This window comes from Sporosarcina jiandibaonis (assembly GCF_013184495.1).
Taxonomy (GTDB): domain Bacteria; phylum Bacillota; class Bacilli; order Bacillales_A; family Planococcaceae; genus Sporosarcina; species Sporosarcina jiandibaonis.
Genome location: NZ_JAAOIY010000001.1, coordinates 661735 through 687912, shown reverse-complemented (window position 1 = coordinate 687912; position 26178 = coordinate 661735). Strand labels below are relative to the sequence as shown.

At 39.5% G+C, this 26178-nt stretch carries 31 protein-coding genes; 29 read left to right on the top strand and 2 right to left on the bottom strand.

What is annotated here, in order from left to right:
• The first annotated feature begins 74 nt into the window (after nucleotides 1–74).
• Nucleotides 75–599, top strand: coding sequence for a DUF420 domain-containing protein (locus G8782_RS03495; protein WP_172369509.1), 525 nt, complete (start codon nucleotides 75–77; stop codon nucleotides 597–599).
• A 119-nt stretch (nucleotides 600–718) separates the two neighbouring features.
• On the opposite strand, the gene G8782_RS03490 is transcribed toward G8782_RS03495, so the two are convergent.
• The gene (locus G8782_RS03490) at nucleotides 719–1435 is read right to left on the bottom strand and encodes a 3-ketoacyl-ACP reductase (RefSeq protein WP_172369508.1); all 717 of its coding nucleotides are present in this window, start codon (nucleotides 1433–1435) and stop codon (nucleotides 719–721) included.
• A 148-nt stretch (nucleotides 1436–1583) separates the two neighbouring features.
• On the opposite strand from G8782_RS03490, the gene G8782_RS03485 reads away from it, so the two are divergent.
• The 16 genes from G8782_RS03485 to G8782_RS03410 all read left to right on the top strand — a co-directional run bounded on the left by G8782_RS03485 (nucleotide 1584) and on the right by G8782_RS03410 (nucleotide 13490).
• A complete protein-coding gene (locus tag G8782_RS03485) occupies nucleotides 1584–2063 on the top strand; it encodes a metal-dependent hydrolase (RefSeq protein WP_172369507.1) in 480 nt (159 codons plus the stop codon).
• 74 nt (nucleotides 2064–2137) lie between these two features.
• Entirely contained in the window at nucleotides 2138–2641 is a 504-nt protein-coding gene (locus G8782_RS03480; protein WP_246231535.1) for a GNAT family N-acetyltransferase, read from the top strand.
• 30 nt (nucleotides 2642–2671) lie between these two features.
• Nucleotides 2672–3271, top strand: a complete 600-nt coding sequence (locus tag G8782_RS03475) for a GNAT family N-acetyltransferase (protein WP_343034933.1) — start codon at nucleotides 2672–2674, stop codon at nucleotides 3269–3271.
• Entirely contained in the window at nucleotides 3255–4199 is a 945-nt protein-coding gene (locus G8782_RS03470) for an alpha/beta hydrolase (RefSeq protein ID WP_172369506.1), read from the top strand. Before G8782_RS03475 ends, G8782_RS03470 begins: the two co-directional genes overlap by 17 nt.
• A 56-nt stretch (nucleotides 4200–4255) precedes the next feature.
• Nucleotides 4256–4873, top strand: a complete 618-nt coding sequence (locus G8782_RS03465; RefSeq protein ID WP_172369505.1) for a nucleotidyltransferase family protein — start codon at nucleotides 4256–4258, stop codon at nucleotides 4871–4873.
• Nucleotides 4842–5285 carry an ASCH domain-containing protein gene (locus tag G8782_RS03460; protein ID WP_172369504.1) on the top strand — a complete coding sequence of 148 codons (444 nt, stop codon included), beginning with the start codon at nucleotides 4842–4844 and terminating at the stop codon, nucleotides 5283–5285. The genes G8782_RS03465 and G8782_RS03460 overlap by 32 nt, the downstream gene beginning before the upstream one ends.
• A 411-nt stretch (nucleotides 5286–5696) precedes the next feature.
• A complete protein-coding gene (locus G8782_RS03455) occupies nucleotides 5697–6563 on the top strand; it encodes a mechanosensitive ion channel family protein (protein WP_172369503.1) in 867 nt (288 codons plus the stop codon).
• A gap of 67 nt (nucleotides 6564–6630) precedes the next feature.
• Nucleotides 6631–7281, top strand: coding sequence for an SIMPL domain-containing protein (locus G8782_RS03450; RefSeq protein ID WP_172369502.1), 651 nt, complete (start codon nucleotides 6631–6633; stop codon nucleotides 7279–7281).
• A gap of 163 nt (nucleotides 7282–7444) precedes the next feature.
• On the top strand, nucleotides 7445–8593 hold the full coding sequence (locus tag G8782_RS03445; protein ID WP_172369501.1) for an acyl-CoA dehydrogenase family protein: 1149 nt from the start codon (nucleotides 7445–7447) through the stop codon (nucleotides 8591–8593).
• 37 nt (nucleotides 8594–8630) lie between these two features.
• Nucleotides 8631–9209: a histidine phosphatase family protein gene (locus tag G8782_RS03440; RefSeq protein WP_246231534.1), complete on the top strand. Its 579-nt coding sequence runs from the start codon at nucleotides 8631–8633 to the stop codon at nucleotides 9207–9209.
• Complete coding sequence (locus G8782_RS03435; RefSeq protein ID WP_172369500.1) at nucleotides 9199–9741, top strand: Rossmann-fold NAD(P)-binding domain-containing protein; 543 nt, start codon at nucleotides 9199–9201, stop codon at nucleotides 9739–9741. The genes G8782_RS03440 and G8782_RS03435 overlap by 11 nt, the downstream gene beginning before the upstream one ends.
• 69 nt (nucleotides 9742–9810) lie before the next feature.
• Complete coding sequence (locus tag G8782_RS03430; protein WP_172369499.1) at nucleotides 9811–10008, top strand: hypothetical protein; 198 nt, start codon at nucleotides 9811–9813, stop codon at nucleotides 10006–10008.
• A 112-nt stretch (nucleotides 10009–10120) separates the two neighbouring features.
• A complete protein-coding gene (locus tag G8782_RS03425) occupies nucleotides 10121–10876 on the top strand; it encodes an exodeoxyribonuclease III (protein WP_172369498.1) in 756 nt (251 codons plus the stop codon).
• A gap of 26 nt (nucleotides 10877–10902) precedes the next feature.
• On the top strand, nucleotides 10903–11376 hold the full coding sequence (locus tag G8782_RS03420) for an SRPBCC domain-containing protein (protein WP_172369497.1): 474 nt from the start codon (nucleotides 10903–10905) through the stop codon (nucleotides 11374–11376).
• A 241-nt stretch (nucleotides 11377–11617) separates the two neighbouring features.
• On the top strand, nucleotides 11618–12880 hold the full coding sequence (locus G8782_RS03415) for a hypothetical protein (protein WP_172369496.1): 1263 nt from the start codon (nucleotides 11618–11620) through the stop codon (nucleotides 12878–12880).
• Between the two features lie 169 nt (nucleotides 12881–13049).
• Nucleotides 13050–13490, top strand: a complete 441-nt coding sequence (locus tag G8782_RS03410) for a YusW family protein (protein WP_172369495.1) — start codon at nucleotides 13050–13052, stop codon at nucleotides 13488–13490.
• 49 nt (nucleotides 13491–13539) lie between these two features.
• Here G8782_RS03410 and G8782_RS03405 read toward each other — a convergent pair whose 3' ends face one another.
• Nucleotides 13540–14568 (bottom strand): multicopper oxidase domain-containing protein, encoded by a 1029-nt coding sequence (locus G8782_RS03405; protein ID WP_172369494.1) that lies wholly within the window; start codon nucleotides 14566–14568, stop codon nucleotides 13540–13542.
• A gap of 340 nt (nucleotides 14569–14908) precedes the next feature.
• Here G8782_RS03405 and G8782_RS03400 point away from each other — a divergent pair, with 340 nt between their 5' ends.
• The 12 genes from G8782_RS03400 to paaX all read left to right on the top strand — a co-directional run bounded on the left by G8782_RS03400 (nucleotide 14909) and on the right by paaX (nucleotide 26119).
• Entirely contained in the window at nucleotides 14909–16966 is a 2058-nt protein-coding gene (locus G8782_RS03400; RefSeq protein ID WP_172369493.1) for an SGNH/GDSL hydrolase family protein, read from the top strand.
• Between the two features lie 95 nt (nucleotides 16967–17061).
• Complete coding sequence (locus G8782_RS03395; RefSeq protein ID WP_172369492.1) at nucleotides 17062–17775, top strand: DUF2161 domain-containing phosphodiesterase; 714 nt, start codon at nucleotides 17062–17064, stop codon at nucleotides 17773–17775.
• A gap of 362 nt (nucleotides 17776–18137) precedes the next feature.
• Complete coding sequence (gene paaA, locus G8782_RS03390; protein WP_246231576.1) at nucleotides 18138–19043, top strand: 1,2-phenylacetyl-CoA epoxidase subunit PaaA; 906 nt, start codon at nucleotides 18138–18140, stop codon at nucleotides 19041–19043.
• Nucleotides 19044–19062: 19 nt separating this feature from the next.
• The gene (gene paaB, locus G8782_RS03385) at nucleotides 19063–19410 is read left to right on the top strand and encodes a 1,2-phenylacetyl-CoA epoxidase subunit PaaB (protein ID WP_172369490.1); all 348 of its coding nucleotides are present in this window, start codon (nucleotides 19063–19065) and stop codon (nucleotides 19408–19410) included.
• Entirely contained in the window at nucleotides 19407–20216 is an 810-nt protein-coding gene (gene paaC, locus G8782_RS03380; protein WP_172369489.1) for a 1,2-phenylacetyl-CoA epoxidase subunit PaaC, read from the top strand. Before paaB ends, paaC begins: the two co-directional genes overlap by 4 nt.
• 26 nt (nucleotides 20217–20242) lie before the next feature.
• A complete protein-coding gene (paaD, locus tag G8782_RS03375) occupies nucleotides 20243–20743 on the top strand; it encodes a 1,2-phenylacetyl-CoA epoxidase subunit PaaD (RefSeq protein WP_172369488.1) in 501 nt (166 codons plus the stop codon).
• Nucleotides 20744–20754: 11 nt separating this feature from the next.
• Nucleotides 20755–21060 carry an EthD family reductase gene (locus G8782_RS03370; RefSeq protein WP_172369487.1) on the top strand — a complete coding sequence of 102 codons (306 nt, stop codon included), beginning with the start codon at nucleotides 20755–20757 and terminating at the stop codon, nucleotides 21058–21060.
• A complete protein-coding gene (locus G8782_RS03365) occupies nucleotides 21057–21833 on the top strand; it encodes an enoyl-CoA hydratase/isomerase family protein (RefSeq protein WP_172369486.1) in 777 nt (258 codons plus the stop codon). Before G8782_RS03370 ends, G8782_RS03365 begins: the two co-directional genes overlap by 4 nt.
• A 16-nt stretch (nucleotides 21834–21849) precedes the next feature.
• The gene (locus G8782_RS03360; RefSeq protein WP_172369485.1) at nucleotides 21850–22623 is read left to right on the top strand and encodes an enoyl-CoA hydratase-related protein; all 774 of its coding nucleotides are present in this window, start codon (nucleotides 21850–21852) and stop codon (nucleotides 22621–22623) included.
• A 12-nt stretch (nucleotides 22624–22635) separates the two neighbouring features.
• Complete coding sequence (locus tag G8782_RS03355; RefSeq protein WP_172369484.1) at nucleotides 22636–24153, top strand: aldehyde dehydrogenase family protein; 1518 nt, start codon at nucleotides 22636–22638, stop codon at nucleotides 24151–24153.
• A gap of 172 nt (nucleotides 24154–24325) precedes the next feature.
• Nucleotides 24326–25174 (top strand): 3-hydroxyacyl-CoA dehydrogenase, encoded by an 849-nt coding sequence (locus G8782_RS03350; RefSeq protein WP_172369483.1) that lies wholly within the window; start codon nucleotides 24326–24328, stop codon nucleotides 25172–25174.
• A gap of 84 nt (nucleotides 25175–25258) precedes the next feature.
• Nucleotides 25259–26119: a phenylacetic acid degradation operon negative regulatory protein PaaX gene (gene paaX, locus G8782_RS03345; RefSeq protein WP_172370196.1), complete on the top strand. Its 861-nt coding sequence runs from the start codon at nucleotides 25259–25261 to the stop codon at nucleotides 26117–26119.
• The last annotated feature ends 59 nt before the right edge of the window (nucleotides 26120–26178 follow it).

Sequence of the window (26178 nt, the reverse complement as noted above, 5' to 3'; positions counted from 1 at the left end):
TGTAAAACGGCAGTAATCGAGCAATTGTGATAAACTTTCTTAATAGGGTCAGAGAAAGAGGAGTGAAATTATTTATGAATAAAAAGCGTAATTATAGACCGTTAATTATTACTCTTTCAATCATATTAATAGGAGCTATTGGTGTTTTATCGGGAATGCCGGGGGCTGAGGATTTTAATGCGTTTGATGTTACAATTCTACCGCTGATGAATGCAATATTTAATACCTTTACATTCTTATTTTTAGTTTGTGCACTGATTGCGATATTAAAGAAAAATGTAACTGTACACCGTCGATTTATCTACGCGGCTTTTATTACAACGTTTCTTTTCTTAATTTCTTATGTTATGTTCCATTACTTATCGCCATCAACACCTTTTGGCGGTGAAGGATTTATCGCAGGATTTTATTACTTCATATTAATTACGCATATTATCCTTGCAGCTGCAATTGTTCCACTTGCATTAACGAGTGTGGCTCGTGCATGGAATATGGAAAACGAACGTCACCGGAAAATCGCGCGTTGGACAATGCCGATTTGGCTGTATGTTAGCCTTACGGGCGTGCTCGTTTACATTTTGATTTCTCCTTATTATTAATAAGTATAAAAAAAATCATGGCAGGACGTCATTGTCCGCCATGATTTTTTTATGGATTGATGAAGCATAAAATTTATTTATCGTTACGTAGTGGGGAATGTAATTCTTTCAACGACTAATTAAGGATTTGTTGACCATAAACCAGCAGATTTAATGAAAACACGCGGATGCAGTTTTAACTGTGCGACCATCAATTCTGCAAGATCCTCCGGCTGCATGACGTTTTCTGGATTACCGTCTGTAAGATTTTCAGAAAATGCTAAATCAGTGGCAACCGTACTTGGTGTCAGTGCAGTAACGCGAATATTATACTTTCTAACTTCTTGCATAAGGGATTCCGAAAGTCCTAGTAGACCAAATTTTGATGCACTGTATGCGCTCGTAACTGCGCCGCCTCTTTCTCCAGCAGTCGATGAAATATTAATAATATCGCCTGAACTTTGTTCAATCATGTCCGGAAGCACAGCTCTTGTTACATAATAGGTGCCCATCAAGTTTACATCAATCATATTTTTGAAGTCCTCGGGGGATTGTTCAAGAAATTTAGCGAACTTTCCAATTCCCGCATTATTAATCAAAATATCAATCGATCCAAGTTCAGATTTTATGTGATCAACCGCAGCGATGACAGACTCGTTATCCGAAACGTCAGCCGTAGCCATTGTCACTTCGATATCGTATTCTTCGAGTTCTTTAACGACCTTCTCCAAGTTTGCGGAGGTTCTGCCAACGAGTCCTAGGTTGATGCCTTCTTTAGCAAACGCAATTGCTGTTGCTCGTCCGATTCCTCTTCCGGCTCCAGTAATTAAAGCTGTTTTACCTTTTAAGTTTTGCATGCTATTCTCTCCTTCTTTGTAAATGATTTATCATAATTAGTATAGCAAACCTAGTTTGCCTAACCTAAGTAATCGAACTGTAGTGCCTAGTTTATTGAAATCGTTTATACTAGGTTAGTAATAATTTTACTAAGTAAGGAGAAAAAGCATGACAGGAAAAACACACATCATTGGCGGAATTGCAGCAAGTCTTGCTTATGCGCAATTTACAAATCACGATCCGCTCATTATGCTAGGGGCGGGGATTATGGGCGCGCTACTTCCGGATATTTGCCACGGAGGAAGTAAAATCGGAAGAAAGTTATCGATTGTATCGAAAATCATCAACACTCTATTTGGTCACCGTACATTTACGCATAGTTTATTATTTCTAGTAATTATCGCGTGGTTATTAAGCTCATTTATTCCAAGCGATGCAGTAAAAGCAGGAGTTCTGGCAGGCATGGTGAGCCACTATGTATTGGATATGGCTACGAAAAAAGGGATTAAATTATTTTTCCCGTTAAGCATGACCGTTCGTTTTCCATTGACAACAAAAACCGGAAGCAAAATTGAAGGTCTTGTGTTCAGTATCTTATCGCTCCTTTCATTTTATTACGGGTATCAAGCTTTTAATTTTTACTTATAACGTTCCAAAAATGATTCGCTGCGTGTTTAACGCATGCGGATCTTTTTATTTGTTTCAGAATGAAGGTTTTTCCGATGCATACATTGAACCTAACAGTATATTGGAAACTAAAAATAAGGGGTGAAGAAGAGATGGAATATAAAGCGGAACAAGTCGAAGACATTAATTCGATAGATATATCGCAATTAGTAAAGGAAAGCGAAGCCGAGGGGTATCGTTTTTTGACTCGCTTGGTCAATGATTATAAAGATGGTAGTAATACGTTTAATAAACCGGGAGAAGCTTTGTTTTTTATTCAGAATGAGTTAGGAGAGGTTGTTGCGATAGGCGGGGTGAATCAATCGCCATTTTCTGATGATAAAGACGTTGCTCGATTGCAAAGGTTTTATGTAGCTGCTGATGCAAGGCGTCAAGGAGTAGGCTCTATACTATTAGAAGAAATCGTCCGTCATTCACGGGATACGTTCCGTAAAATGACGGTCCGAACTGAATCTTCAAAAGCAGATGCTTTTTACCGAGCAAATGGTTTTGAATTGGATGATTCTGCATCAGAGACGACACATGTGATTTCGCTATGAAAGACATCGGGGCGTTTGAAAGGAACAACTGTGAGAACGCCCCAAATTGAAATAATTGCTCATACTTCGATAAGGAAAGGAATGGCGAAGATGGTGATTCGAAAAGCTGAATTAAAGGATATAGCGGGGATCGCGAAAGTCCATGTAGATAGTTGGCGGACAACGTATAAGGGGATTGTGCCTGACACATTTTTAAATAGCCTTTCCTATGAGAGCCGTGAGCAGATTTGGAAGCGCGGAATTGAAGAAAATCATATTTACATTGCGGAAGATGAGAACGGCCAAATTGTTGGGTTTGCAACAGGCGGAAAAGAGCGAACAGGAAAATATGAAGCATATAAAGGTGAGTTATATGCCATTTATTTATTTGAAGAGCAGCAAGGAAATGGGCTTGGGAAAAAGCTTATTAAGTCTGTCGTGGACGATTTACTAGACAAGAAATTGAACTCAATGCTCATTTGGGCATTAGAAGAAAATCCTGCCTGCGGTTTTTATGAAAAACTTGGAGGAAAGAAAGTTGATACGGCAGAAATCGAGATTGATGGTCAGAAATTGGGTGAAATAGCATTCGGTTGGAATGATTTATCTGGGATATTCGTGAAGGATGGGCTAAATGAAAAGAATAGTTAAGAGCTTCTTTTTATCTATCGTTCTACTTTTAATACTCGTTGTAGGTGGCTCCTGGATTTATCATTCAATCTCAATGAAAAAAGAAATAGCTTCTACTCCACCTCTGGGTAAGATGGTGGATGTTAATAGTCACGTGATGCATGTTTATTCAGAAGGTGACGGTGAACAGACAATCGTTTTCATGGCGGGTTCTGGAACGAGTGCGCCTGTCCTCGATTTCAAGCCTCTTTGGTCAGCATTATCTTCAGAGTATACGATTGCTGTCGTGGAAAAAGCCGGATATGGTTGGAGTGAAATTGCTAATGTATCAAGAGAGATTGATGTCATTCTCGAGGAAAGTCGAAGCGCACTCCGGCTTGCAGATGTGCAGCCTCCTTATGTATTGGCGGCACATTCAATGTCCGCGCTGGAAGCGATTCGATGGGCACAAAAGTATCCCGATGAAGTAGCGGCAATAATAGGACTAGATCCGGCGGTGCCGGAAGTCTACGACGTTCTACCGATTCCTTCATCACTCTCGATGACAGCAGCCGCTAGCTTCGCACGGACTGGAATGATTCGATTGGTACCGCCGATTGTTAATAGTTCCGCTGCGATTCAATCTGGTCATTTATCGGAAGAGGATATGGCCACGTATCGATCAATACTCTATAGAAGAACACTTACTTCGAACATGATTGAAGAAGCGAATCAAGTTCAATCGAACGCAGATAAAATAAAGGGATTGGGTATTCCGGTTGAAGTCCCGATGTATTTTTTCATTTCTAACGGAAACGAAATGGGAATTTCGAATTGGCGAGAAATACTATCAGACTACGTCGGTCAGCTTGAACATGGTCAACATTTGTTATTGGATGTCGGGCATTATGTCCATGCGTGGGAACCAGAGTTGATAGGCAGGGAAATTGATGCCTTTATCAAGCGGTGAAAATTATTAGAAATAAAATTTATTGTATCGATACTTCTATAATTAAGGAGTTATTCATGAATCTCAAAAAAGAAAAAGATATCGTTGAAATCATTCAACAGGACAAATGGATGATGGAACTATTAAAAGCTGTCGGGTCGCTTAATTTGCCAGATTGGTGGATTTGTGCCGGATTTGTTCGTGCAAAAATTTGGGATGTATTGCATGGTTTTGACGAAAGAACGCCTACTCCCGATATTGATGTGATCTATTACGATTTAATAAATGTTGAAGAGAAAACAGAAAAGAAATATGAGGAAATGCTTAAGGAGTTACTTCCAACGATTCCATGGTCAGTTAAAAACCAAGCCAGGATGCATGTTGCGAATAATATCCCACCTTACAGTTCTGCTGTTGATGCAATTTCGAAGTTTCCCGAGACAGCAACGGCTTTAGGCGTGAGGGTAGATGATGAAAATAACGTACAATTAACAGCACCCCATGGGATTGAGGACTTGGTAAATATGAAGGTAAAACCAACTCCCTATTTTGGCGAATCAAAAGACAGGATGCTGATTTATGATAAAAGGATTAAGGGAAAGAACTGGCCATCTATTTGGGACAAGATTGAAGTGTTAGTGGATGAAAAGGAGAGTGTTGATAATGAATCAGGCAGCACAAATCTATTGGGATGAGTTTTGGAAGGATGAAGAGAAACCTGAGAATGTCAGCGCATGGATGTTTGGTGTATCACCAGATGAACTTGCACAACTTGTTATAGATGGAAAGAAAACTGCAACCTGTTCAGGACATGTATTTTATGAATTAGACAATGAGCCGTTGCCCAAAGTTGGAGAATACAGCATTATTTTAAATAGTAAGGAACAGCCGGTCGCGATGATCAAAATTGTTGAAGTTTCAATTGTACCGATGAATGAAGTGACTGAAGAATTCGCGGTTGCTGAGGGGGAAGGTCCGTATGAATATTGGAAATCAGCTCATGAGGAATTCTTCACAAGTGAATTACAAACAGTTGGACTAGAATTTAGTGAGGACATGCTTCTCGTTTGCGAAAGATTTACGTTAATCGATGTAAAGAGGTCGTGATGAATTGAAAGTTATTATTAATGTGGATTATAGGGTTGCATAGAATGTCGTTAACAACTAGATTAGAAAATTACATAGAAGGTATCCTCTTCGAACTCCAAAGGGAAGATCAAGATGAGATGTTAATTCAAATCGGTAACTCGGATAGCTATCTTAGAGATGAATTGATTTATCAAAGTTTCGGAAGGTTGATTTTTTCCCATCAATTAGATGCAATTGAGCTTAATAAATTCTAGAAAATTGGATGTACCTTCGTTAGTGGTAGCATACTTGATTGTGATGAGGCGATTTCAACCTAATTAAATGGCTGATAGTAAGAATTAATATGCAGTCGCTTTTATTGTTACAATGATTCATAAAAATGGTATTATAAAATACTATTATTATTTTAAGAAATGGGTTTTGATATTGATGAGTAAGTTTTTTGATTCGGTCCAACGCTTTTTTGAAGTGGATTTTTCAGGTGTGAAATCATATTTTATTTCGCTATCATTAACGATTGTTATTACATATCTACTAATCGTGGCTTTTAGGAAGATTCTGCGGCAAATATTCAAACGTACAACTCTCTTGGAGGAGAAGAAGAAAGAGACGATTGAAAGTGTCGTGAAAAATACGTCAACGTACATATTCGCCATCATTATCCTAATCGCGGCGATTAAGCCGTTTGTTGGCGGACTAAAGGAAGTCGTGTTGGCCGGAGGAATCATCGCGGCCGTTATCGGGTTTGGTGCGCAAAAATTGATTAATGATTTAATTAGCGGGATTTTCATTATTTTTGAAGGAACCATTAAACGCGGGGATTTTATTCATGTTAACGGAGAACCAGAAGGCGGGACAGTTGAAGAATTAGGGTTCAGGATTGTGAAAATACGTTTAATTAACGGAAAACTATTGACGATTTCCAATGGTGAAATTTTAAAAATGGTTAATGGTTCTGTTGAAAAAAGACGTATTTTTGAAAGTATTATTGTATCTTTCAATCAAAATCCTAGTGTCGTCAAAGCGTTATTGCAAGAAGTGTGCGATGAACTTAATGAGAAACAGACAGACAAATTGAAAGTGGATAAACTAACTGGTGAATTTGTAGAAATGTATAAAGTGTATGGGTTGCATTCCATAGATACAAGTCCTTTCGGGTACAAGTTTTCCATCGTGGCCACTGTTAATGATATTGATTATTTAGCAGCCTCTTTGGAAGCGAAAGAAATCTTAGCACAAAAACTTTACGATAATAAAATAAAAATGGCAGAGCAATTAATTAATAAGGGGTATTAATATCTTTTCCAAGCAGTCAGCATACTATTTATTGAGCACAATGATTCTCGGGAAAGGCGGGAACAAAATGTATTACCCATATGCTGGGCAAATGCCATGTCATCAAAAGCGAGTCATGACTGTTACTGGAATCGGAAGCTTATCAATTGCGCCGGATACTGTCCAAATTCAATTGGAAGTAAGAACGGAAAATATACAATTGAGTCAGGCACAACAGGAAAATGCTGATTTGATGGATCAAGTTATTGAGTCGCTTCTGGAATTGGGGATTCCAAGAGAAAATATACAAACTGTTTTTTATAATATAACCCCGCAATATGATTATGTTGAAGGTCGTCAAGTTTTTAGAGGGTACGAAGTAATAAATTCCATCAATGTAAAAATAAAAAATATTGAACAAGCGGGAACTATTATTGATACAGCTGTTCGAAATGGCGTTAATCAGGTCTCGAATATTAGATTTACAGTTGAAAACGAACAAATTCCTTACCAGGAAGCTTTAAGCCTAGCATTGAAAAATGCATTAGCAAAAGCGCAAACAATCGCAAATACAATTCAGCTAAAGCTCGATCCCCATCCGATTAAAATTGTAGAGAAGTTGAAAGAAGAACCCATTCTGTATCGAAGCTTTGCAGCGGCTGAAATTAGTGCAACCACGCCAATTGAACCGGGGCAGATAAATATCAAAGCTACAGTTGAGGTGCAATTTCAATATTGACATTTAAACGCCATTTCAGTTAGAAGTGGCGTTATTTTTCCACCTCAAATTGACGGAACCTTCACTGTTGGCGTAATATTAAATCATAGACTTTTAGTTTAATCAATTAATGAATGAATGGCCAATCATTTTTATGATCGTACTCTTTTGAGGAGGGGTTTTAATGGGGAAATATCGGTTTGAAACAGATGAGCACATTATGTTTCGGGATTCGCTTCGAAAATTTCTAGAGAAAGAGGCGCATCCGTTCTATGACAATTGGGAGAAAGAACGAATGATTCCAATCTCATTTTGGAAAAAGCTTGGGGAGATGGGATTCCTCTGTCCGCAAGTAGATGAGGAATACGGGGGGCTTGGTGTTGATTTTAGTTTTGGAGTTATTATTAATGAAGAGCTGGAACGTGTTGGAACGAGTTTAGTCGGTGTCGGCTTGCATAATGATATCGTTGTGCCTTATATAGAATCGTTTGGATCAGACGAACAGAAGAAACGTTGGTTACCAGGATGTATTACGGCTGAGGTTATTACCGGGATTGCAATGACAGAACCGGGTACAGGTTCTGATTTAGCGAACGTTCAAACGACGGCAATCCGAGATGGGGATCATTATGTTGTAAATGGTCAAAAGACCTTTATTACGAATGGCATTAACGGCAATCTTTTTCTCGTCGTCGTAAAAACGGATCCAAAAGCTGAGCCGAAACATCGTGGAATTAGCTTGCTTGTTGTGGAGGACGGGACACCTGGATTCACAAAAGGTCGTAAACTAGATAAGGTCGGACTTCATGCACAAGATACAGCTGAACTTTTCTTTGAGGATGCCCGAGTCCCTGCAGCTAATCTGCTTGGTGAAGAGGGGAAAGGATTTTTCTACCTGATGGAAAAACTTCAGCAAGAACGACTTGTTGTCGCGATTGGCGCCCAAATTGCATCAGAAGAGATGCTGGAAATGACGATTGATTATGTTAAGTCTCGTAAAGCATTTGGCAATCCGGTATCTTCATTTCAAAATACGCAATTTAAAATTGCTGAAATGGCGACAAAGGTAGAGCTAGGAAAATCGTTTCTTGAGTCATTAATTGAAGATCATATTGCTGGAATAGATGTTGTCACCAAAGTTTCGATGGCTAAATATTGGCTCACCGAAACTGCACGAGATATTTCAGTAGAATGTATGCAATTGTATGGTGGATATGGCTATATGGAAGAGTATAAGATTGCTAGACGTTACAGAGATATCCCGGTGGCTTCGATTTATGCCGGCACGAATGAAATAATGAAAGTCATAATCGCAAAAAACTTGGGATTGTAATTGGTAAAAGGAGAGAGTTATTGTGGGGGAATCAATAATGACAAGTATCTATATGATTCGACATGCTGAATCGCCTTTCATTTTTGGTGAGGAAAGAACTCGAAAACTATCAAAAGATGGGGAAATTGAGGCTGGAAAAGTAGCTAAAATTATGCTTAGTGAAAAAATCGATGCAATTGTTTCGAGCCCCTTTGCGAGATCGATACAAACAATCGAGGAAATTGCAACGACACAGAACTTAGAAATCAAGTTGTATGAGGAATTAAGGGAAAGGATGATAAAAGGCAATTATAGCTTGCCATGGGAAGAAGTTGAACCAGCGATTAAAAGATCTTTTGAGGATAAGGATTATTGTTTATCCGGCGGGGAAACCACTAGACAAGCGCAGGAGCGTGCCGTTCCCATCATTAAACAGTTACTAAAAGAATATGAAGGAAAAAGTATTGTTCTAGGTACACACGGAAATATAATGACGATAATAATGAATTATTTTGATGGGAAATACGGATATGATTTTTGGGCAAGTACGTCAAAACCTGATATCTATAAGTTGGTATTTAGTGATGGTAAATTAATAGAAGTAAAGAGAATTTGGGAGAATGAAGATGCCGCGTAAAAAACATGCATTGGTCATTGGCGGGACGGGTATGCTCGCAAATGTTTGCGTAGCCCTTGCGCAAAAAGGTTATATTGTATCAATCATAGGACGTACTAGATTGAAGTTTCAACGAATAATTTCGGACAGCCCCGTAGATTCTATTTTCCCGATAATCGTCGATTATAATTCTAGCGAACTGATTGATGAAGTGGAGAATGTAATCGAAGAAAAGGGTGCATTTGATCTTATTGTAAGTTGGACGCCGAATTACAATTCACTTGAGCGGATTTGCGAAATGAATCGTGGGATTGATAATTTTCGTTTATTCCACGTGAAGGGAAGCCGCCGCTATTTTAGAGATGAGACAATCCAAATTCCAGACAATTGTAATTATCGCGAAGTATTTTTAGGTTTTATTATGGAAAATGAGCATTCAAGATGGCTCACGCACGGGGAAATTTCAGATGGCGTAATTAACCAAATTGAAACTGATCAACCTACGGGGATTATTGGACAAATCAAGACGTACGAATTAAGACCAGAATCATGATTTATTGAAACTATTTCGTCAATTCATCGTATAGTATGTATTATCAATATTGACGAGGAGGATTTCAAAATGAATGAACTAAGTAACCGTGAACAATCTCTGGAAGAAGAAATAGTCGCTTTGAAAACTCGCATGGATCAGATGGAAAAAGAGATGCAGGAATTGGAATTCCTAACACCGAGACCGATAATTTCTTCTGCGCAATTTGGACAGATCGGGACATTCATATTAGGCGCAATTGTTTTAATCGGGATTTTTTGGCTGTGAAAAATAATTGGATGAGAAAATGTGGGAGGGGAGAAGGTAACTATCTTTCCTCCTTTTTGGTATGCTAGACTCTAAACCTAGAAATAGTTTTATGTGAAGGAGTCATTTATCAATGAAGTTAGTATCATGGAATGTTAATGGATTAAGAGCGTGTGTACGTAAAGGGTTTTTGGAGTACTTTGAAAAAGTAGATGCTGATATCTTTTCCGTCCAAGAGATAAAATTGCAAGAAGGGCAAATTGATTTGCAGTTGGACGGCTATTATCAATATTGGAATTACGCAGTAAAAAAAGGATATTCCGGTACGGCGGTTTTTACGAAAGTCGAACCGCTTTCCGTGAGATATGGGATAGGCGATTTAGATGATGAAGAGGAAGGCCGTATTTTAACCTTGGAGTTTTCGGATTTTTACTTAGTGAATGTTTATTCCCCAAATGCTCAACGTAGTTTAGCACGATTGCCATTTCGACTGGAATGGGAAGATAAGGTACGTGAGTATTTGACGATGTTAGACAAAGATAAACCGGTCATTTTTTGCGGAGATCTAAACGTCGCACATGAAGAAATTGATATTCGCAACGTGAAATCGAATATCGGTAATTCAGGATTTACCGTTGAAGAACGCGGAAAGATGACGCAATTATTGGCTGAAGGATTCACTGATACATACCGATATTTTTATCCGGCACGAGAAGGCGCGTATACTTGGTGGTCTTATATGAGCAAGGTAAGAGAACGTAATATTGGTTGGCGGATTGATTATTTTATTACTTCAAATCGTTTGCAGCCTTTATTAAAAAGTGCTGCGATTCACGCAGAGGTTCTCGGTAGCGATCATTGTCCGATTTTATTGGAAGTGGATTTATAATTTGAATTTGAAAGGGGATATCTAAGGTGATTGCGGATATTAAGAAAACTGATGATGGTTATTTAGTAAAATGGGAACGAAATTTGAATCATTCAGTGGACGCTGTTTGGGCAATGCTCACGGATAATAATAAGCTGGAAAAGTGGTTTGAGGAACTCCGTGCCGGGGATCTTCGTCAAGGCGGATTTATGAAGTTTTATGTTCCGGATGTTATGGATGAGAAACTGGAAATCATGGAGTATGAACCAAACTCTGTGTTGGAGTTTGATTGGTTCGGAGATGTTATCCGCTTTGAACTTCATCCTGAAAACGAGGGTTCCGTATTAATTTTAATTGAAAAAGTGAAGACGATAACCGAGCAAACTAAAAAAGATCTTGCGGGATGGCATGTCTGTTTAGACGTAATCATCGCTTTGCTGGACGGGGAGCCAATCCAACGAGATGACGAATGGAAATATTGGTTTGAACAATACACTGAAAAACTTGAAGTATTTGAGTGAAAAAAGAGGAGAGCATCACCCTTGTGAGGTGACGTCTCTATACATAGTATCTTAAGCGACTAATACAGAAGAGTGTCTAAACCTTGATGTTAAGGGTTACGGCGCTCTTTTTTCATTGATACAGTCGACCGTCCTGGTAGGGGGAAAGATCATCAAGTGGAATGCCACGTGGATAAGAGGGGATAAATAGAAGGTTCTAGGGAAGATTATGGTGTGAATAAATTTAAGGGAGGATAATAAAATGAAAACGACAAAAGTAACTAGTCTTTTAGAATTGTTGAAAGCCATTTCGGAAAACGTACCGCAAGTTCTGGAGATTGAAACATCCATTCTTTCCCCTCATTCCATTACTTTGCCTGAAGGCTACAATTTAACAGGAAAAAGCTATGAGTCATGTATGGTGAGCTTTAACAATAGTGATGGTTTTGGTGTGACTCGCGACAATACCATATCCAACCTAACAGTTATGACAAAACAAACGAACCGTGCAATATATACGGTGTGCGGCATTCCGAATATGGGGAATATTGTCCTTGAAGATTTGTCTATTACAGGTCAGGTTTCGATTATCTCTAGGCAAGGGACAGACAAGATCAACCTCATTACAAATAATATACACATTACTTCTTGCGATTCTAGGCATTACAGCGAGCAGCCGCAAAAGTATGGCGTGAATGTCTACCAAGGGGCGCTGACTGTGTATAATTTTAACTCTGACGAAAGCAGTAGAATTGATTGCAAATTAACAAATATCAGCATTGGCTTTAGAAATGCTCCTGTTATTGGCTCAGGAATTTTTGTTTGTGGTTATGGCGATGAAGGTGGCAAAGTTAATATGGAAACGCTAACTACAGGTGCTGTATATTCACATGGTATGTTGCCTTATGGAACTGCCGATATCATTACCGCTGCTGTTTTCATTGTTTATGGTGTTGAGGCAAAAACAGTTGAACACCATGGTGAGCTTATGACTTACGGTGTTAACGATATGGTTCTGGATACATGGGGCAAAATCGAAAAATGGGTTAGCAATTATCCAATCGTCTCTTATGGTCCAAGCGGTATAGGATTTGTTAACTTTGGCACAGTAAAAGACTTCATGTCACAAGATATTACTACATATGGGTTAGGTGCTAGGGGTTTTAACCAATATGACGGTACGGTTGAAAATATTAAATTTAAATCCATTACAACCCATGGTGATGGCTCAATAGGCATACAAGTCAGCAAACCAATCGGAAATATGACTGTAGAAGAAAATGTAACAACATATGGCTCTGTAGGTAATTCTCTAGTTAAGGGGGTATTAACGGAGCTTGCGGCAAATGCAATAAGTATTAAAACAGGTGGGAAAGTTGAAAGTTTGACTATTCATGGTGATATTGTTACTTACGGTGACAATGTTACGAATTATGCATTGGAAGGCGGCGAAGTTGCGAAGTTTAACATTGACGGCGAAATGAAAGTAAACGGGGAAAATTCACAAAGTACAAACCACGACTAATGGAGGTATGAGCTTTGTAAAGAACTGTTGACGGTGTTATTAAAAGCCGAGAAGTAAAGTGAAAACTGCCACCCTTTCAAGGGGATGTTCTCTTTTTAGTTTTGTATAACTAATCCCCTCAACGGTTAGATTAATTATGCAGTAAGGTTGAGAAAGGAAGATGGCTTTGATGAAGAAACATACTGTCCTATTTATTGTATTACTTTGTTCATTATTGATAGTGGGTGCTTGTAATAATCGAAATATAGTTACGAATACAGAGGATGAGGGAGATAAGAAATCTTTAGGGAGTAAGTACGGATTTACATTTTTAGATTTAAGTGCCGATACGAATGAAATGAAAGAAGCTCTTAAGGTTACTTATGATGAGAAAAAAGATAAGACTGAAGCAATGTATGAAAATAAAATAGATGATTTTTATTTGCACGGCAATGCCGCAATGGAGAAACTCGATGAAATATTTGAGGAGCTTGCACTTGATCCTGAAATGGATGATGAAGATATGATAAAGAAAGCGTCAGAGGCTTTTGAAATTAATGATTATAAAAGTTTGAAATTAGATGTTAAATTTAAAGGGTTCGACACTAAAAAGTTGAGGATGACAAAGTAGAAAATAGTAAAAGGGCTCTCCCCCTGTGGCTAGCCCTCTTGTAAGATTCTTATTCAGCTGTCACTTTTAATATTGCGATGGCTCCCTTATCTGCGTGTTTGAATTGGTGAGTTAAGATTGGATAATTTCCTTCTTCAGTCACAACGAATTCTACTACAGCGCCTCCGCTAGCTGGCAACATGATTGTCTGCATACCTTTTAAGACATTGGCCGGATTGCCGTCTACATAGACATCTTCCATAATTGATCCAACAACGTGGAATGAGCTAACTTCATTTGGACCCATATTATTGATGTACAATCGAATTCTTTCTCCAACTTTCGCTTCTAATGGCTCGTCTTTCAGGCTGAATGTATCGCCGTTTGTGTTTCGGTCACCTTCTTTTAAAGCTTTTGTTGATAAAACAACATGTTCTGGTTCTGCATTAAGAAAAGCATCATGGTCATTATACTTGTACCATTCATTTTGAATCATTACGAATTCACGATCAACTAGGTTGTCTGTTGGATAACCATCTGTTGGTTTTACAATAATGACGCCGTGCATGCCGTTTGCGATATGTGAAAGGATTGGGTCTGTTCCACAGTGATACATGAATACGCCTGGAAAGTTCGCTGGGTACGTAAATGTTCCATCTTCATTGGGCATAATATCTGCAAAGTTTTTAGATGGTGCTGTATGAACTGCGTGCAAATCGATACTATGCGGAATGGCCGGGTCAATATTTATTAGTTTGAAATTAATTGTATCTCCTTGGTTCACAACAACTAATGGACCGGGCGCTTCGCCGTTAAACGTCCAAGCTTTGTACATCTTTCCTTTTGCAATTTCAATATCCGTAATCTGTGCTGTCATTTCGACATTCACTTCATGTTCGCCAACACGCTCAACTTTCAATGGAACAGGTTCTTGATTTAAATCTTTGTGCGGCCCAAATACTTCAACGACTTCTTCAGCTTTTGATGTTGCAGCTACACTTGAATTTTCATTACTAGTATCGACTGAAGCATCTCCGCAACCTGCCAACAACACCGCGACTACGATTCCCGACAACCCAACTGCTAATACCTTTCTCATTTTTCTTGCCTCCTTTTTATTTTAGGACTCTTTTACTATCTTCAGTATAGGTATAAAATACACGACACCTTGTGATATAAATCACAAAGTGTGCCGATGTCACAGAGTATTCACAATGAAGGCATTTCCCCGATGTTTTTAATAAAAACAAAATAATTGTAACGGAACATTGTAAATTTACTGAAGTTTGTTACTATGTAATTAGACAGAGAGAAAAGGACTAAAAAAGAAGGGGAGTGAGTTTGAAGTGAAAATCCGAGGTCTAAATACCTAGATTTAACAATGTTGTAATTGTAATGGTTAATTCGATGCTGTAAATACGAAAGGGTGATGAGCTAATATGCAAAAAGTAATTAAACAGTCACGCGCTCTACTTTTAATACTAGCCTTTCTACTCGCTTTTGCCCCAATGTCTGCACTTGCAGGATCGGGCAAAAAGAAAACTGTTAATTATATTTCTTTAGGGGATTCACTTGCAGCAGGCATGCTTTATGATGGATCGGATAGTCCAGGATTTGCTGGCGATATAAAAAATGATTTAAAATCTAACGGCTACAAAGTAAACTTACGAAATTACGGAGTACCTGGATATAATTCACAACAAGTATTAGCGGGATTATCCGATATCAAAAAATTGCCAGATGCAGACATTATTACGATTAGTGCTGGTGCGAATGATGTATTGTCAGGGTTGGACGTTGCAAACTTGGATTTATTGATTCCTGGTAAGGTTGATGAATTGATAAAATTTGCAAACGATACTGAAGGCGCAGCGAACCTTGCAACAGAATCCGCTAAAGTTGCAATTGATGGAGCAGTAGAACCGGTAAACACGATTAAGGATGCAGTCTTGGAAGGAAAAGATGTGGTTGATGTTGTAAAGAATGCTGTTGAACAGTATATGGAAATTCTACCGTCAGAGGTACAAGAAGTTCTTGCTGCCATTTATGGAGAAATTGAAATATCGGAAGATAGAATATTAGAAGCAAGCGATGAATTAATTAATGCGAAAGCAATAATTTTCACCAATCCAGTCGAAGCTGCAACTTCATTAGAAACATCGACAAATAAACTAGTTACAGCAGAGGGAAAATTAGATTCTCTAGAAACGAATGCAGGAATATTAGAAGTGTTTATTGAGGAATCCCCTTATCCTATATTTGAGGACATAAAAGACGCTGTGCTAAATGTTAAAGAAAAAGCAAATCAGGCTGCTTCAGATGCAACCAATGCTAAGAATGCGGTTAGGAACGCAAAAGGAGCAGTAAACTTAGCAATTGATGCCCAAATCGCCGCGCAAATTGCTGTTGGAAAAGCAGAGACTGCGAAGACCAAAGCTGCGGATCTAACCAAGGCGGTAGCAGAAATGCCGATGAAAATTGGGGAAATTGGAACAAACATTGCGCAAATCATTGGAGAAATTAAAGCGGTCAATCCTAATACTGAGATATACGTAATGGGTTATTACAACGCCATGCCTTATTTGTCTCAAGAAGTACAACAGGGACTGACATTAGGTCTTCTTGACAAATTAAATAATGCGCTAAAATTGTATGCTGAAGGTTCCGGAGCAACTTTTATACCCACTTTTCATTTGTTTGAAGGACAATACGAGACGTATCTTCCGAATCCGAAAAATATTCACCCTAGTGAGGCAGGTTACAGAGCTCTTGCTTCTGGATTTATGGGAGAAATAAGTCAAACATTCCCTAAAGTAGAGTCAGAAGAACCAGGTGAAGTGAAAATTGATCTAAACGAAAAAGTTAGCGTGGGTGCAGGCGATTCAATTCTCATAAATGATACTGATGTAAGATTGTTATTACCAACCGATCTTCCAGAAGGAACAACCCTAACAGTCACTCCAACAAGTGATGATACACTAGCTAAAGCAAAAGGACTGAAAGATGTAGGAGATGTATTGAACTTTACATTTGAGTTCCCGGAGGGTTCTGAAAAGTATGATGGTAAGTTCACGCTTGTAATGGGATACGATGCAGACGAATCATTTGATGTAGACATCTATAATTTTGCCGAGGAGAAAGATGCATGGGTGGCTAAAGTAGGGAAAGTTAATAAAGAATCGAAAGAAATCAGCTTGGAGGTATCCCACTTCTCCAACTACGGCGTTTTCGCCAAAATAGATGTTGAAAAAGAGAATCCACCTGCCACTGAGAAACCGGATGACGATGATAAAACCCCGCCAGTAGTTAAAGAACAAAATAAAGCCCCTGGTAAAGGGAATAAAACTACCGAGAAGCCGAAACCAAAATCATCTACCGACGGTAAAAAATTGCCGAAAACCGCTACGAATAATTTTAGTTTGTTGTTAATTGGAACAATACTTTTAGTAACCGGAATAACTACTTTAGCAATAAGACCGAAAAAAGTTTTGTCTTAACTTGAATATCAGATAGAATTAGCATTAAGCTGCCATATTCCAAAGTCAATTGGAGTGAGGTAGCTTTTTTGAATAACAAAAAGGATTGATTTTCCATGAAATATGAAGTTGATTTATATAAACCGGTTAAAGATTATTTTACCGTAGAAGGATATGACGTTTATGGAGAGGTTAACGATTGTGATGTAGTAGCGGTTAAAGAAGAGGAACTCATCATTGTCGAATTAAAACTAAGATTAAATTTGGATCTAATTATGCAAGCGACAAAGAGGCAGCGTTTGTCCGACCGGGTATATGTCGCCATACCCAAGCCTAAATTAAGTTTTCGATCCCAAAAGTGGCGCGATATTTGTTATTTGATGAGAAGGTTAGAAGTTGGTTTAATCATTGTTTCACTAAATAAAGAGGAAGAACAAATCAAGGTCATCCATCATCCAATGCCATTTGATCGAAAGAAAAGCATGCAACTTAGCAAAAAGCGAAGAAATCGTTTATTGACAGAAATTGAAGGAAGGACTGGAGATTTTAATATAGGCGGCAGTAATAAGTTGAAAATCATGACTTCATATAAAGAAAACTGTATTCATATCGCTTGTTGTTTGTTACATCACGGTCCGTTATCTGCAAAATTATTGCGTGAAATAGGAACCGGAGAAAAAACCTATCAAATTCTCCATAGAAATTATGGTGGTTGGTTCGAAAAAATCGAAAGAGGAATTTATGCAATAAGCGAAACTGGAATTACTGAGGTGAAAGAGTACCCGGAACTCGTTGAATACTATAGCAAACTAACCCGATACGAACGGTAATCGCCGCGTCGTATCGGTTTTTTATTCCGAAAAATTGTCTAAACGACCAAAGCGGCGGTCGAAACGACTAAACTAACTCCCGAAACGACTAAAGCAAACACATAAACGACTAAACCACCCCCCCAAACGACTAAACTACCTCTACAATCGACCAAAGCGCAACGCCACCATTCCTTTACATCCTCCAACAAGGAAAAATCGATATATTATCTGAATTAACTTGCAATTGATATTACTGCATTATATACTAACGTTATAAAAGTGTTATATGAGGTAGTGCAGATGCATACGATAATCGAAGGGAGGAATCGGGTTTGGAGAGTATTCAAAGCACTTCTGAAGCTGAACGTTTGGCGCGTTTTATGGAGCGTATTGAAGCGGATGAGAAAATAGAAGCGGATGATTGGATGCCAGATGAGTACAGATTGACATTAATCAAATTGATTTCCATGCACGGGATGAGTGAAATCATGGGTGCGCTACCGGAAAAGGAATGGGTACCCAAGGCACCGTCACTTAATCGGAAATTAGGGATTATGGCAAAAGTGCAAGATGAAATGGGTCACGGTCAATTGCTTCTCCGAGTTACTGAAGATCTTCTTGCTCCATATGGTAAAAATCGCGGAGATTTGATGCAAGATTTGTTTAACGGCGATTTGAAGTTTCATAACGTCTTTCATATGGAAACGAAAACATGGGCGGATGCAGGAATTATTGGTTGGCTCGTTGACGGAGCGGCGATTATTACGCAAACGGATATGTTGAGAGCTTCTTACGGACCGTATGCAAGAGCTTTAAAGCGGATTTGTGCTGAGGAGGTATTTCATGCGCAACATGGGGAATCTATAATTCTCGCATTAGTAGAAGGAACGGCCGAGCAAAAAGAAATGCTCCAAGAAGCACTAAATCGATGGTGGGAAGCATTATTAATGTTTTTTGGACCTGCGAGTAAAGAAACGACAGGGTCTTCAAAACAAGATTTAACGATTAAATATAAAATACGCACCAAGACAAATGAAGAGTTCAGACAACTATTTTTCGATAAATACATCCCGCGAATTTTATCTCTCGGATTGACGATTCCAGATCCAACGCTTCACTTTGATGAAAAAGCTAATTTATGGACCTATCAACAACCTGACTGGAGCAAGTTTTTGAAAATTATTCGAAATAACGGACCCAGATCACAAGCCAGGCTCAATCTACGTCGCACTTCATATGAAAATAATGCATGGGTGCGCGATGCACTTCGAGCTACGGTCAGTTAACGAAAGGAGACAATCATAAATGGCTGAAGAGCAATCATTTTATCAAGAGTATGAAATCTTTAGCAAACGGACACATAGTTCGCCGTTCCAATACCAGTTTAGTTTACTCGCGCCTAATGAAGATATGGCACTTGTTTTAGCACAAGAGAATTTTATGCGACGCGAAGCAGTTGTTGATATTTGGATTGTAAACCGAAAACACATCAGGAAAATGAATGCCGAAGAAAAATTATCGCTCAGCCGTTTGGATAACAAAGATTATCGCATGACAAAAGGCTATGGTTATTTGAGAAAAAAATGGCGTAAGTATGAACAGGAAATATTAGATGAAAAAGAAATACTGTCATGGGGAGGGAAAAGGAAATGAGCAACCCTGAAAACGTCATGAGTGCGGACTATAAAGAAGCATTGACGAGTCTTTTATTTCAGCTCGCGGATGACGATTTGATGTACGCTTTCCGAGGGTCAGAATGGCTTGGTCTCGCTCCTCATATCGAAGAAGATGTCGCTTCCTCCTCAATTAGTCAAGACAGTATGGGGCATGCAGCCATGTATTATCAACTGCTTGAAGAGCTGGGCGCTGGAAATGCCGATGATTTAGCACATTCACGCCCGTCCAGTGAAAGAAGAAACAGTATTTTAACCGAGCGCGTGAATGGTGAAGGCGTTTATATGGAAACGCCTTTGTATGACTGGGCTTATGCTGTGGTAAGAAGTTATTTTTACACGCAAGCGAAAAAAGTGAAAGTTGAATCGCTTTGTAAAAGTTCATATACACCACTTGCAGAAGTAGCAATTAAAGTGAAAATGGAACTTTATTATCATCGACTTCACTGGGAAACGTGGTTTAAACAACTTATGGGTTCGACAGATGTAGCAAGAAAGAAAATGACTGACGCTATGACTCTAGTTATGACTGATTTTGGCGATATGTTTTCATTCGGCACCAAGAAACAGCTTATTGAAAGTAATCGTTTAATAGAACCTGAAGAGGTTTTACTGCAAAACTGGAAAATGAGTCTTGAACCTGTTTTCACTGGACTTCAAATGACTGTACCAGCGGTTCCGGTACCAAAGAAAAACGGTCGAAACGGTGAGCACACGAAAGATTTGGATCAAGCCCTTCGAACGCTTTCTGAAGTATATATGGTTGACCCTATAGCGGTTTGGTGAGCGGTATATGAAATGAGGCGGTTTTAATGGAAACTTCGATTAATATTTCAACCGAACGAGTCTTTGAAGTGCTCAAGCAAGTAAAAGACCCAGAAATCGATTCGGTCAGTATCGTCGACCTTGGAATGGTAGATGAAGTTTCGACGGATGGAAATAACGTGAAAGTCGTTTTACTTCCGACATTTTTAGGTTGTCCTGCGCTTGAAATTATTAAAAGGAATACGTTGAATGCGGTAAAAGAGTTATCAAAAGTGGGGGAAGTCGAAGTTGAATTTGTTTTTCATCCACCATGGACATCAGATCGGATTACGGAAAAAGGGCATGCCGATTTACGGGAGTTTGGAATTTCTCCACCCCCAAGGCATTTTGAAGAAGACGGATCGTGGCATGTCGATTGTGCCTATTGCGGTTCGACTTATGTGACGATGGAAAATATTTTTGGGCCTACAGCATGCAGAAGCATTCTTTATTGCAAGAGTTGTAAAAATGTTTTTGAGGCAATGAAACCAGTGTCTACAATAATGTGAGGAGAGATGAAATGGCTAAATTGATCGCATTGTATAAACACCCTGAAAACAAAGAAGCATTTGATGAGCATTATTTTAATGTGCACGGTCCGCTTACTGAAAAAATTCCTGGTCTTCGGGAAATGAAAGTGACAAAAATGACAGGTTCTCCAATGGGTGGAGAGGGAAAATACTACTTGATGTGCGAAATGTTTTATGACGATATGGATGCACTCCAAACGGGCTTACGTTCTCCGGAAGGAAGAGCATCAGGCAAAGACTTAATGGGATTTGCGGGTGATCTTGTCACGCTCATGATAGGTGAAGATGTTAAATGAGCGGTTTAGAGTACATTGAATCGTCTGTAGTTGATAATTTGGCAGTAATCGAACTTAATCGCCCGCGCCAATTAAATTCATTGAACCGAAAAATGGTCAGTGAAATCGTCGAGGCTATGGAAGAATATGACCGCGATAATCATGTACGCGTTATTGTATTGACTGGCAAAGGGCGTGCTTTTTCAGCTGGAGCCGATATCGATGAGATGACTAATGACAACCCCATTAGTTTGGAACTCCTTAATCAATTTGCAGATTGGGACCGATTGGCATTAATTAAGAAACCGATTATCGGCGCAGTGAATGGATTTGTTTTTGGCGGAGGTTTCGAGCTTGCGCTATGTTGCGATTTATTGATCACGGCTGGCGGAACAGAGTTTGCATTTCCGGAAGTCGGGCTTGGGGTGATGCCTGGTGCGGGAGGGACTCAAAGACTGACTAAACTAGTTGGCCGAACGAAGGCTTTGGAGTGGTTGTGGACTGGCGAGCGGATTTCCGCTGAAATGGCTCTGGCACATGGAATTATTAACAAAATCGTCGTGCCCGAATTATTAATGGAGGAAACAATGAAGTTCGCGGCGAAACTTGCAAAACAACCCCCGCTCTCCCTGAGGCTTATTAAAGACTCCGTGAATAAGGCAGTGGACTATCCGTTATATGAAGGCATGCAATATGAACGGAAAAATTTCTATTTGTTGTTCGGTTCCGAAGATCAAAAAGAGGGCATGAATGCGTTTATTGAAAAAAGGAAACCGGATTATCATGGGAAATAAGGAGGCTCTGCTACAAATGTTTGAGACAATTCGTTATAACGTAATTGATGGAGTCGCTTGGGTTTATTTAAATCGACCAGATAAGCTGAATGCATTCACCCGGCAAATGAATCGAGAAATAAAAGATGCAGTTAAAAGAGCTTCTTTTGATGATGAAGTTCGCTGCATTGTTATTACTGGAGAAGGACGTGCATTTTGTTCTGGTCAAGATTTATCGGAAGTCGACGAAAATATGGACCACGGGCAAGTTCTTAGAGAGTATTACGGGCCGATGATTAAACAAATTCGTAACTGCGAAAAGCCAATTATTGCTGCTGTCAACGGAGTGGCTGCCGGCGCCGGATTTAGTTTAGCGCTTGCTTGCGATTTTCGTTTAGTTTTTGAAAAAGCTAGTTTTATTAATGCGTTCATACATGTGGGGCTCATTCCAGATTCGGGTAATCTTTATTTCTTATCACAGTTGGTGGGCCTGGCAAAAGCTGCTGAACTGGCCATCCTAGGTGAAAAAATCCTGGCTGATGATGCAGTAGCAATGGGTTTAGCGACTCGAAAAATACCAATGGATACATGGAATGAGGACGTGGCTGAATTTGCGGCACGCCTTGCCGCTATGCCCACAAAAGCAATCGGGATTATAAAACGTTCTTTAAAGGCCACGTCATCACTGTCGTTTGACGATTATTTAGAGCAAGAAGCACAAGGGCAACGGCTCGCTGGCCTGACAAATGACCACCGAGAAGGTGTTGCCGCATTTATGGAAAAAAGAAAGCCTGTGTATTCAGGACAATAGGAGGTACTCTAAATGACAAAAACTCAAGAACAAACAATTGAACGTGAGCCGATGAATCGTGATTTTTATAAACTCTTTATTAACGGCGAACAAGTCGAGAGCGATAATGGTGAACGAACCAAAATCTATAATCCCGCGACGGGTAAAGTGATTGCAGAAGTGGCAAAAGCTTCGAAAAAAGATGCAGAAAAAGCAATTCAAGCCGCAAGAAACGCATTTGATCATGGGAAGTGGAAACTCACCCCTCCTGGTCGACGTGCACGCGTATTAAATAAAATCGCGGAAATTATGGGAAGCCGCTTTAAAGAACTTGTCGAACTTGAAATATTAAATACAGGTAAGTCGCTTGCAGCAGCGAAAGGTCAGATTGCACAGGCAATTGAGGACTTCGAATTTTATGCCGGCGCTATTGTCGGGCACGGGGGAACAGTCAATAATGTACCTGGCCAATTCCATAATTACACGGAAAAAGAACCGGTTGGCGTATGCGCGCAAATTATCCCATGGAATTATCCTCTAATGATGGCGGCTTGGAAAATTGCGCCGGCGATTGCAGCGGGTTGTTCAGTCGTGCTGAAGCCGGCATCGCTAACGCCGTTGACTGCGATTGTTCTAGGCGAAATTTGTCATGAAGCGGGTGTCCCGGAAGGTGTCGTTAACGTAATTCCCGGCTCTGGTTCTGAAATCGGCAATTATTTGGTAGAACACGAGCTTGTGAACAAAGTTGCTTTCACGGGTTCAACGCCAATCGGAAAAGATATTATGGGGAAAGCTTCCGCAACATTAAAACGTGTCACTCTTGAGCTTGGGGGGAAATCTCCGAATCTAGTGTTTGAAGATGCTGACATCGATGCAGCTGTTGACGGCTCCCTTTACGGCATCTATAACAATACGGGTCAATCTTGCGATGCTCGTTCCCGATTATATATTCATGAAGATGTTTATGATGAGTTTATCGAAAAGTTTATTGCCAAAACAGAAAAGATTCAAATTGGCGATCCGTTTGATAAAGGAACACATATGGGGGCAATCATCGATCAAACGCAGTTGGATACGATAAAAGGTTATGTTCAATTCGCAATCGATGAAGGTGCAGAAATTCTGACGGGCGGGAAAGTATTGAAACCTGAAGGCTTTGAAGACGGTTTTTGGTATGCGCCGACAGTAATCGGTAACGTCACACAAGAGATGAAGGTTGTTCAAGAAGAAATTTTCGGACCAGTAGTTGTCGTTTCCAAATTCAAAAATGAAAAAGAAGCGATCGCACTAGCCAATGACTCTGAATACGGTCTTGCTTCCTCGATTTGGTCAACGAATGGTGCGCGTGCGACACGAGTAGCCAATCAAATCCAAGCGGGAATCGTCATGATTAACTGTCCATTTTCCGCATTCCCAGGCACGCCATTCGGTGGCTACAAACAATCTGGATTCGGTCGGGAGCTTTCAAAAGAAACGCTAGACCTTTATTCTGAAACGAAGAGTATTATGTCTTATTTCGGAAGTAGACCGATAAATCCATTCGGAATTTAATAGGTTAAATCCTACGGGGATTTATCTTGTTAAATTCTGCATGAATTTAACTTGTTAAATCCTACGGGAAACTAATTTATTAAATCCTGCGGGGATTTAATTTCTTGAATCGCGGACAGGGAACTTCTATTTTTCCTGTCCGAATTCTTTCAAACTATAAGGAGGATGCTTCATGATCAACCACATTGTTGTTGTCGGTTCCGGTGTGATGGGAAAAGGTATTGCCTATGTCGGTGCACTTGCTGGGTACTCTATGACTATGGTGGATATCAATGAAGTTGCACTGAAAAACGCGAAACAGGATATTGCCATGATGTTAGATAAAGGCATATCGTATGGGAAGATAACGCCCGAAGCTGCCGAAAATGCTCAACAAAACATGCATTATGAACATGATTTGGCAAAAGCAGCAGGTTCGGCGGAACTTATTATCGAAGCTGTTCCCGAGAATGCAAAGATAAAAAAACAAGTGTTTGAAATGATTGAAAAACATGCACCAGGACATTGTTATTTCGCAACAAATACATCGACAATGAGCCCGACTGAAATCGCTTCTTTTGCTAACCGGCCAGAAAAGACAATCGCGATGCACTTTTTCAATCCTGTACATAAAATGCCATTAGTCGAGATTGTTCGAGGATTGGAAACGAGCGAAAACACTGTACAAATGATTAAAGAAGTTGCGGAGAAAATGGGGAAAGAAACGGTTGTCATCAAAGAGTTTCCAGGTTTTATCACAAGTCGAATTAGTGCCCTTGTTGGCAATGAAGCATTTTACATGCTGCAAGAAGGCCTCGGTACTCCTGAAGAAATTGACAAAGCCATTAAATTGGGACTGAATTATCCGATGGGACCGTTTGAACTTGCAGATTTAGTCGGACTGGATACTCGATTGAATAACTTGAACTATTTACATGAGAAACTCGGTGAGAAGTATCGGCCAGCGCCTCTTTTGGAGCAATATGTTCATGCAGGACGAATGGGAAGAAAAAGCGGAAAAGGCGTCTATGATTACACATAAATTAATGAAAAATCACCGTAGACTGCTATACTTACGTTGAATGGAAACTAGAAAGAGTGAACTAACTTGACGAATACACGATCGATGATTTTTACGATTTACGGGGATTATATCCGGCATTATGGAAATAAGATTTGGATTGGCAGCTTAATACGTCTGCTTAAGGAATTTGGTCATAATGAACAATCCGTACGCGTAGCTGTTTCAAGAATAATGAAGCAAGGTTGGCTTCAATCCGAGAAAATAGGAAATAAAAGCTATTATTATTTGACGCAGCGCGGCGAAGCCAGGATTGAAGAAGCAGCCATTCGAATTTTCGAATTAACCCCCAAAAAATGGGATGGAAAATGGCGCATGCTCATGTACACGATTCCTGAAGAAAAAAGATGGATTCGCGATGAACTTAGAAAAGAACTGATCTGGAGCGGTTTTGGAAGTATCGCGAACGGGTGCTGGGTTTCACCGAATAACCTTGAGAAGGAAGTACATTTGCTCATTGAAAACTATGATATTAAAGCTTATGTAGATTTTTTCGTAGCGGAATACCAAGGACCTGAAGATAACCGAACCCTCGTTGAAAAAGGTTGGCCACTTCAGGAAATCGCAGAAAAGCACCAACAATTCATTTCAACGTATAGCGAAAAGTTTAAAGAGCATCAAGCACTAATGGATAGAAATTTAATGACGGACGCCCAGTGCTTTGTTGAACGGACGAAGCTTGTACATGAATACCGTAAATTTCTCTTTTTCGATCCTGGCCTTCCAAAAGAACTTTTACCGGAAGTATGGAGCGGCAATGATGCCGCGCGATTATTTGAAAAATATTATAAATTGCTCGCACAACCTGCAAGCCGTTTTTTTGAAAAAGTTTTTCGAGAAGATAATGATATTCGGGAAAAAGATGAATTATATGACGTGGACGATCATCCGCTAATTATTGATTAATAATGAGATTAACTGGGCAATTATATCCCAGTTTTTTTATACAATAATTTAATAACTTT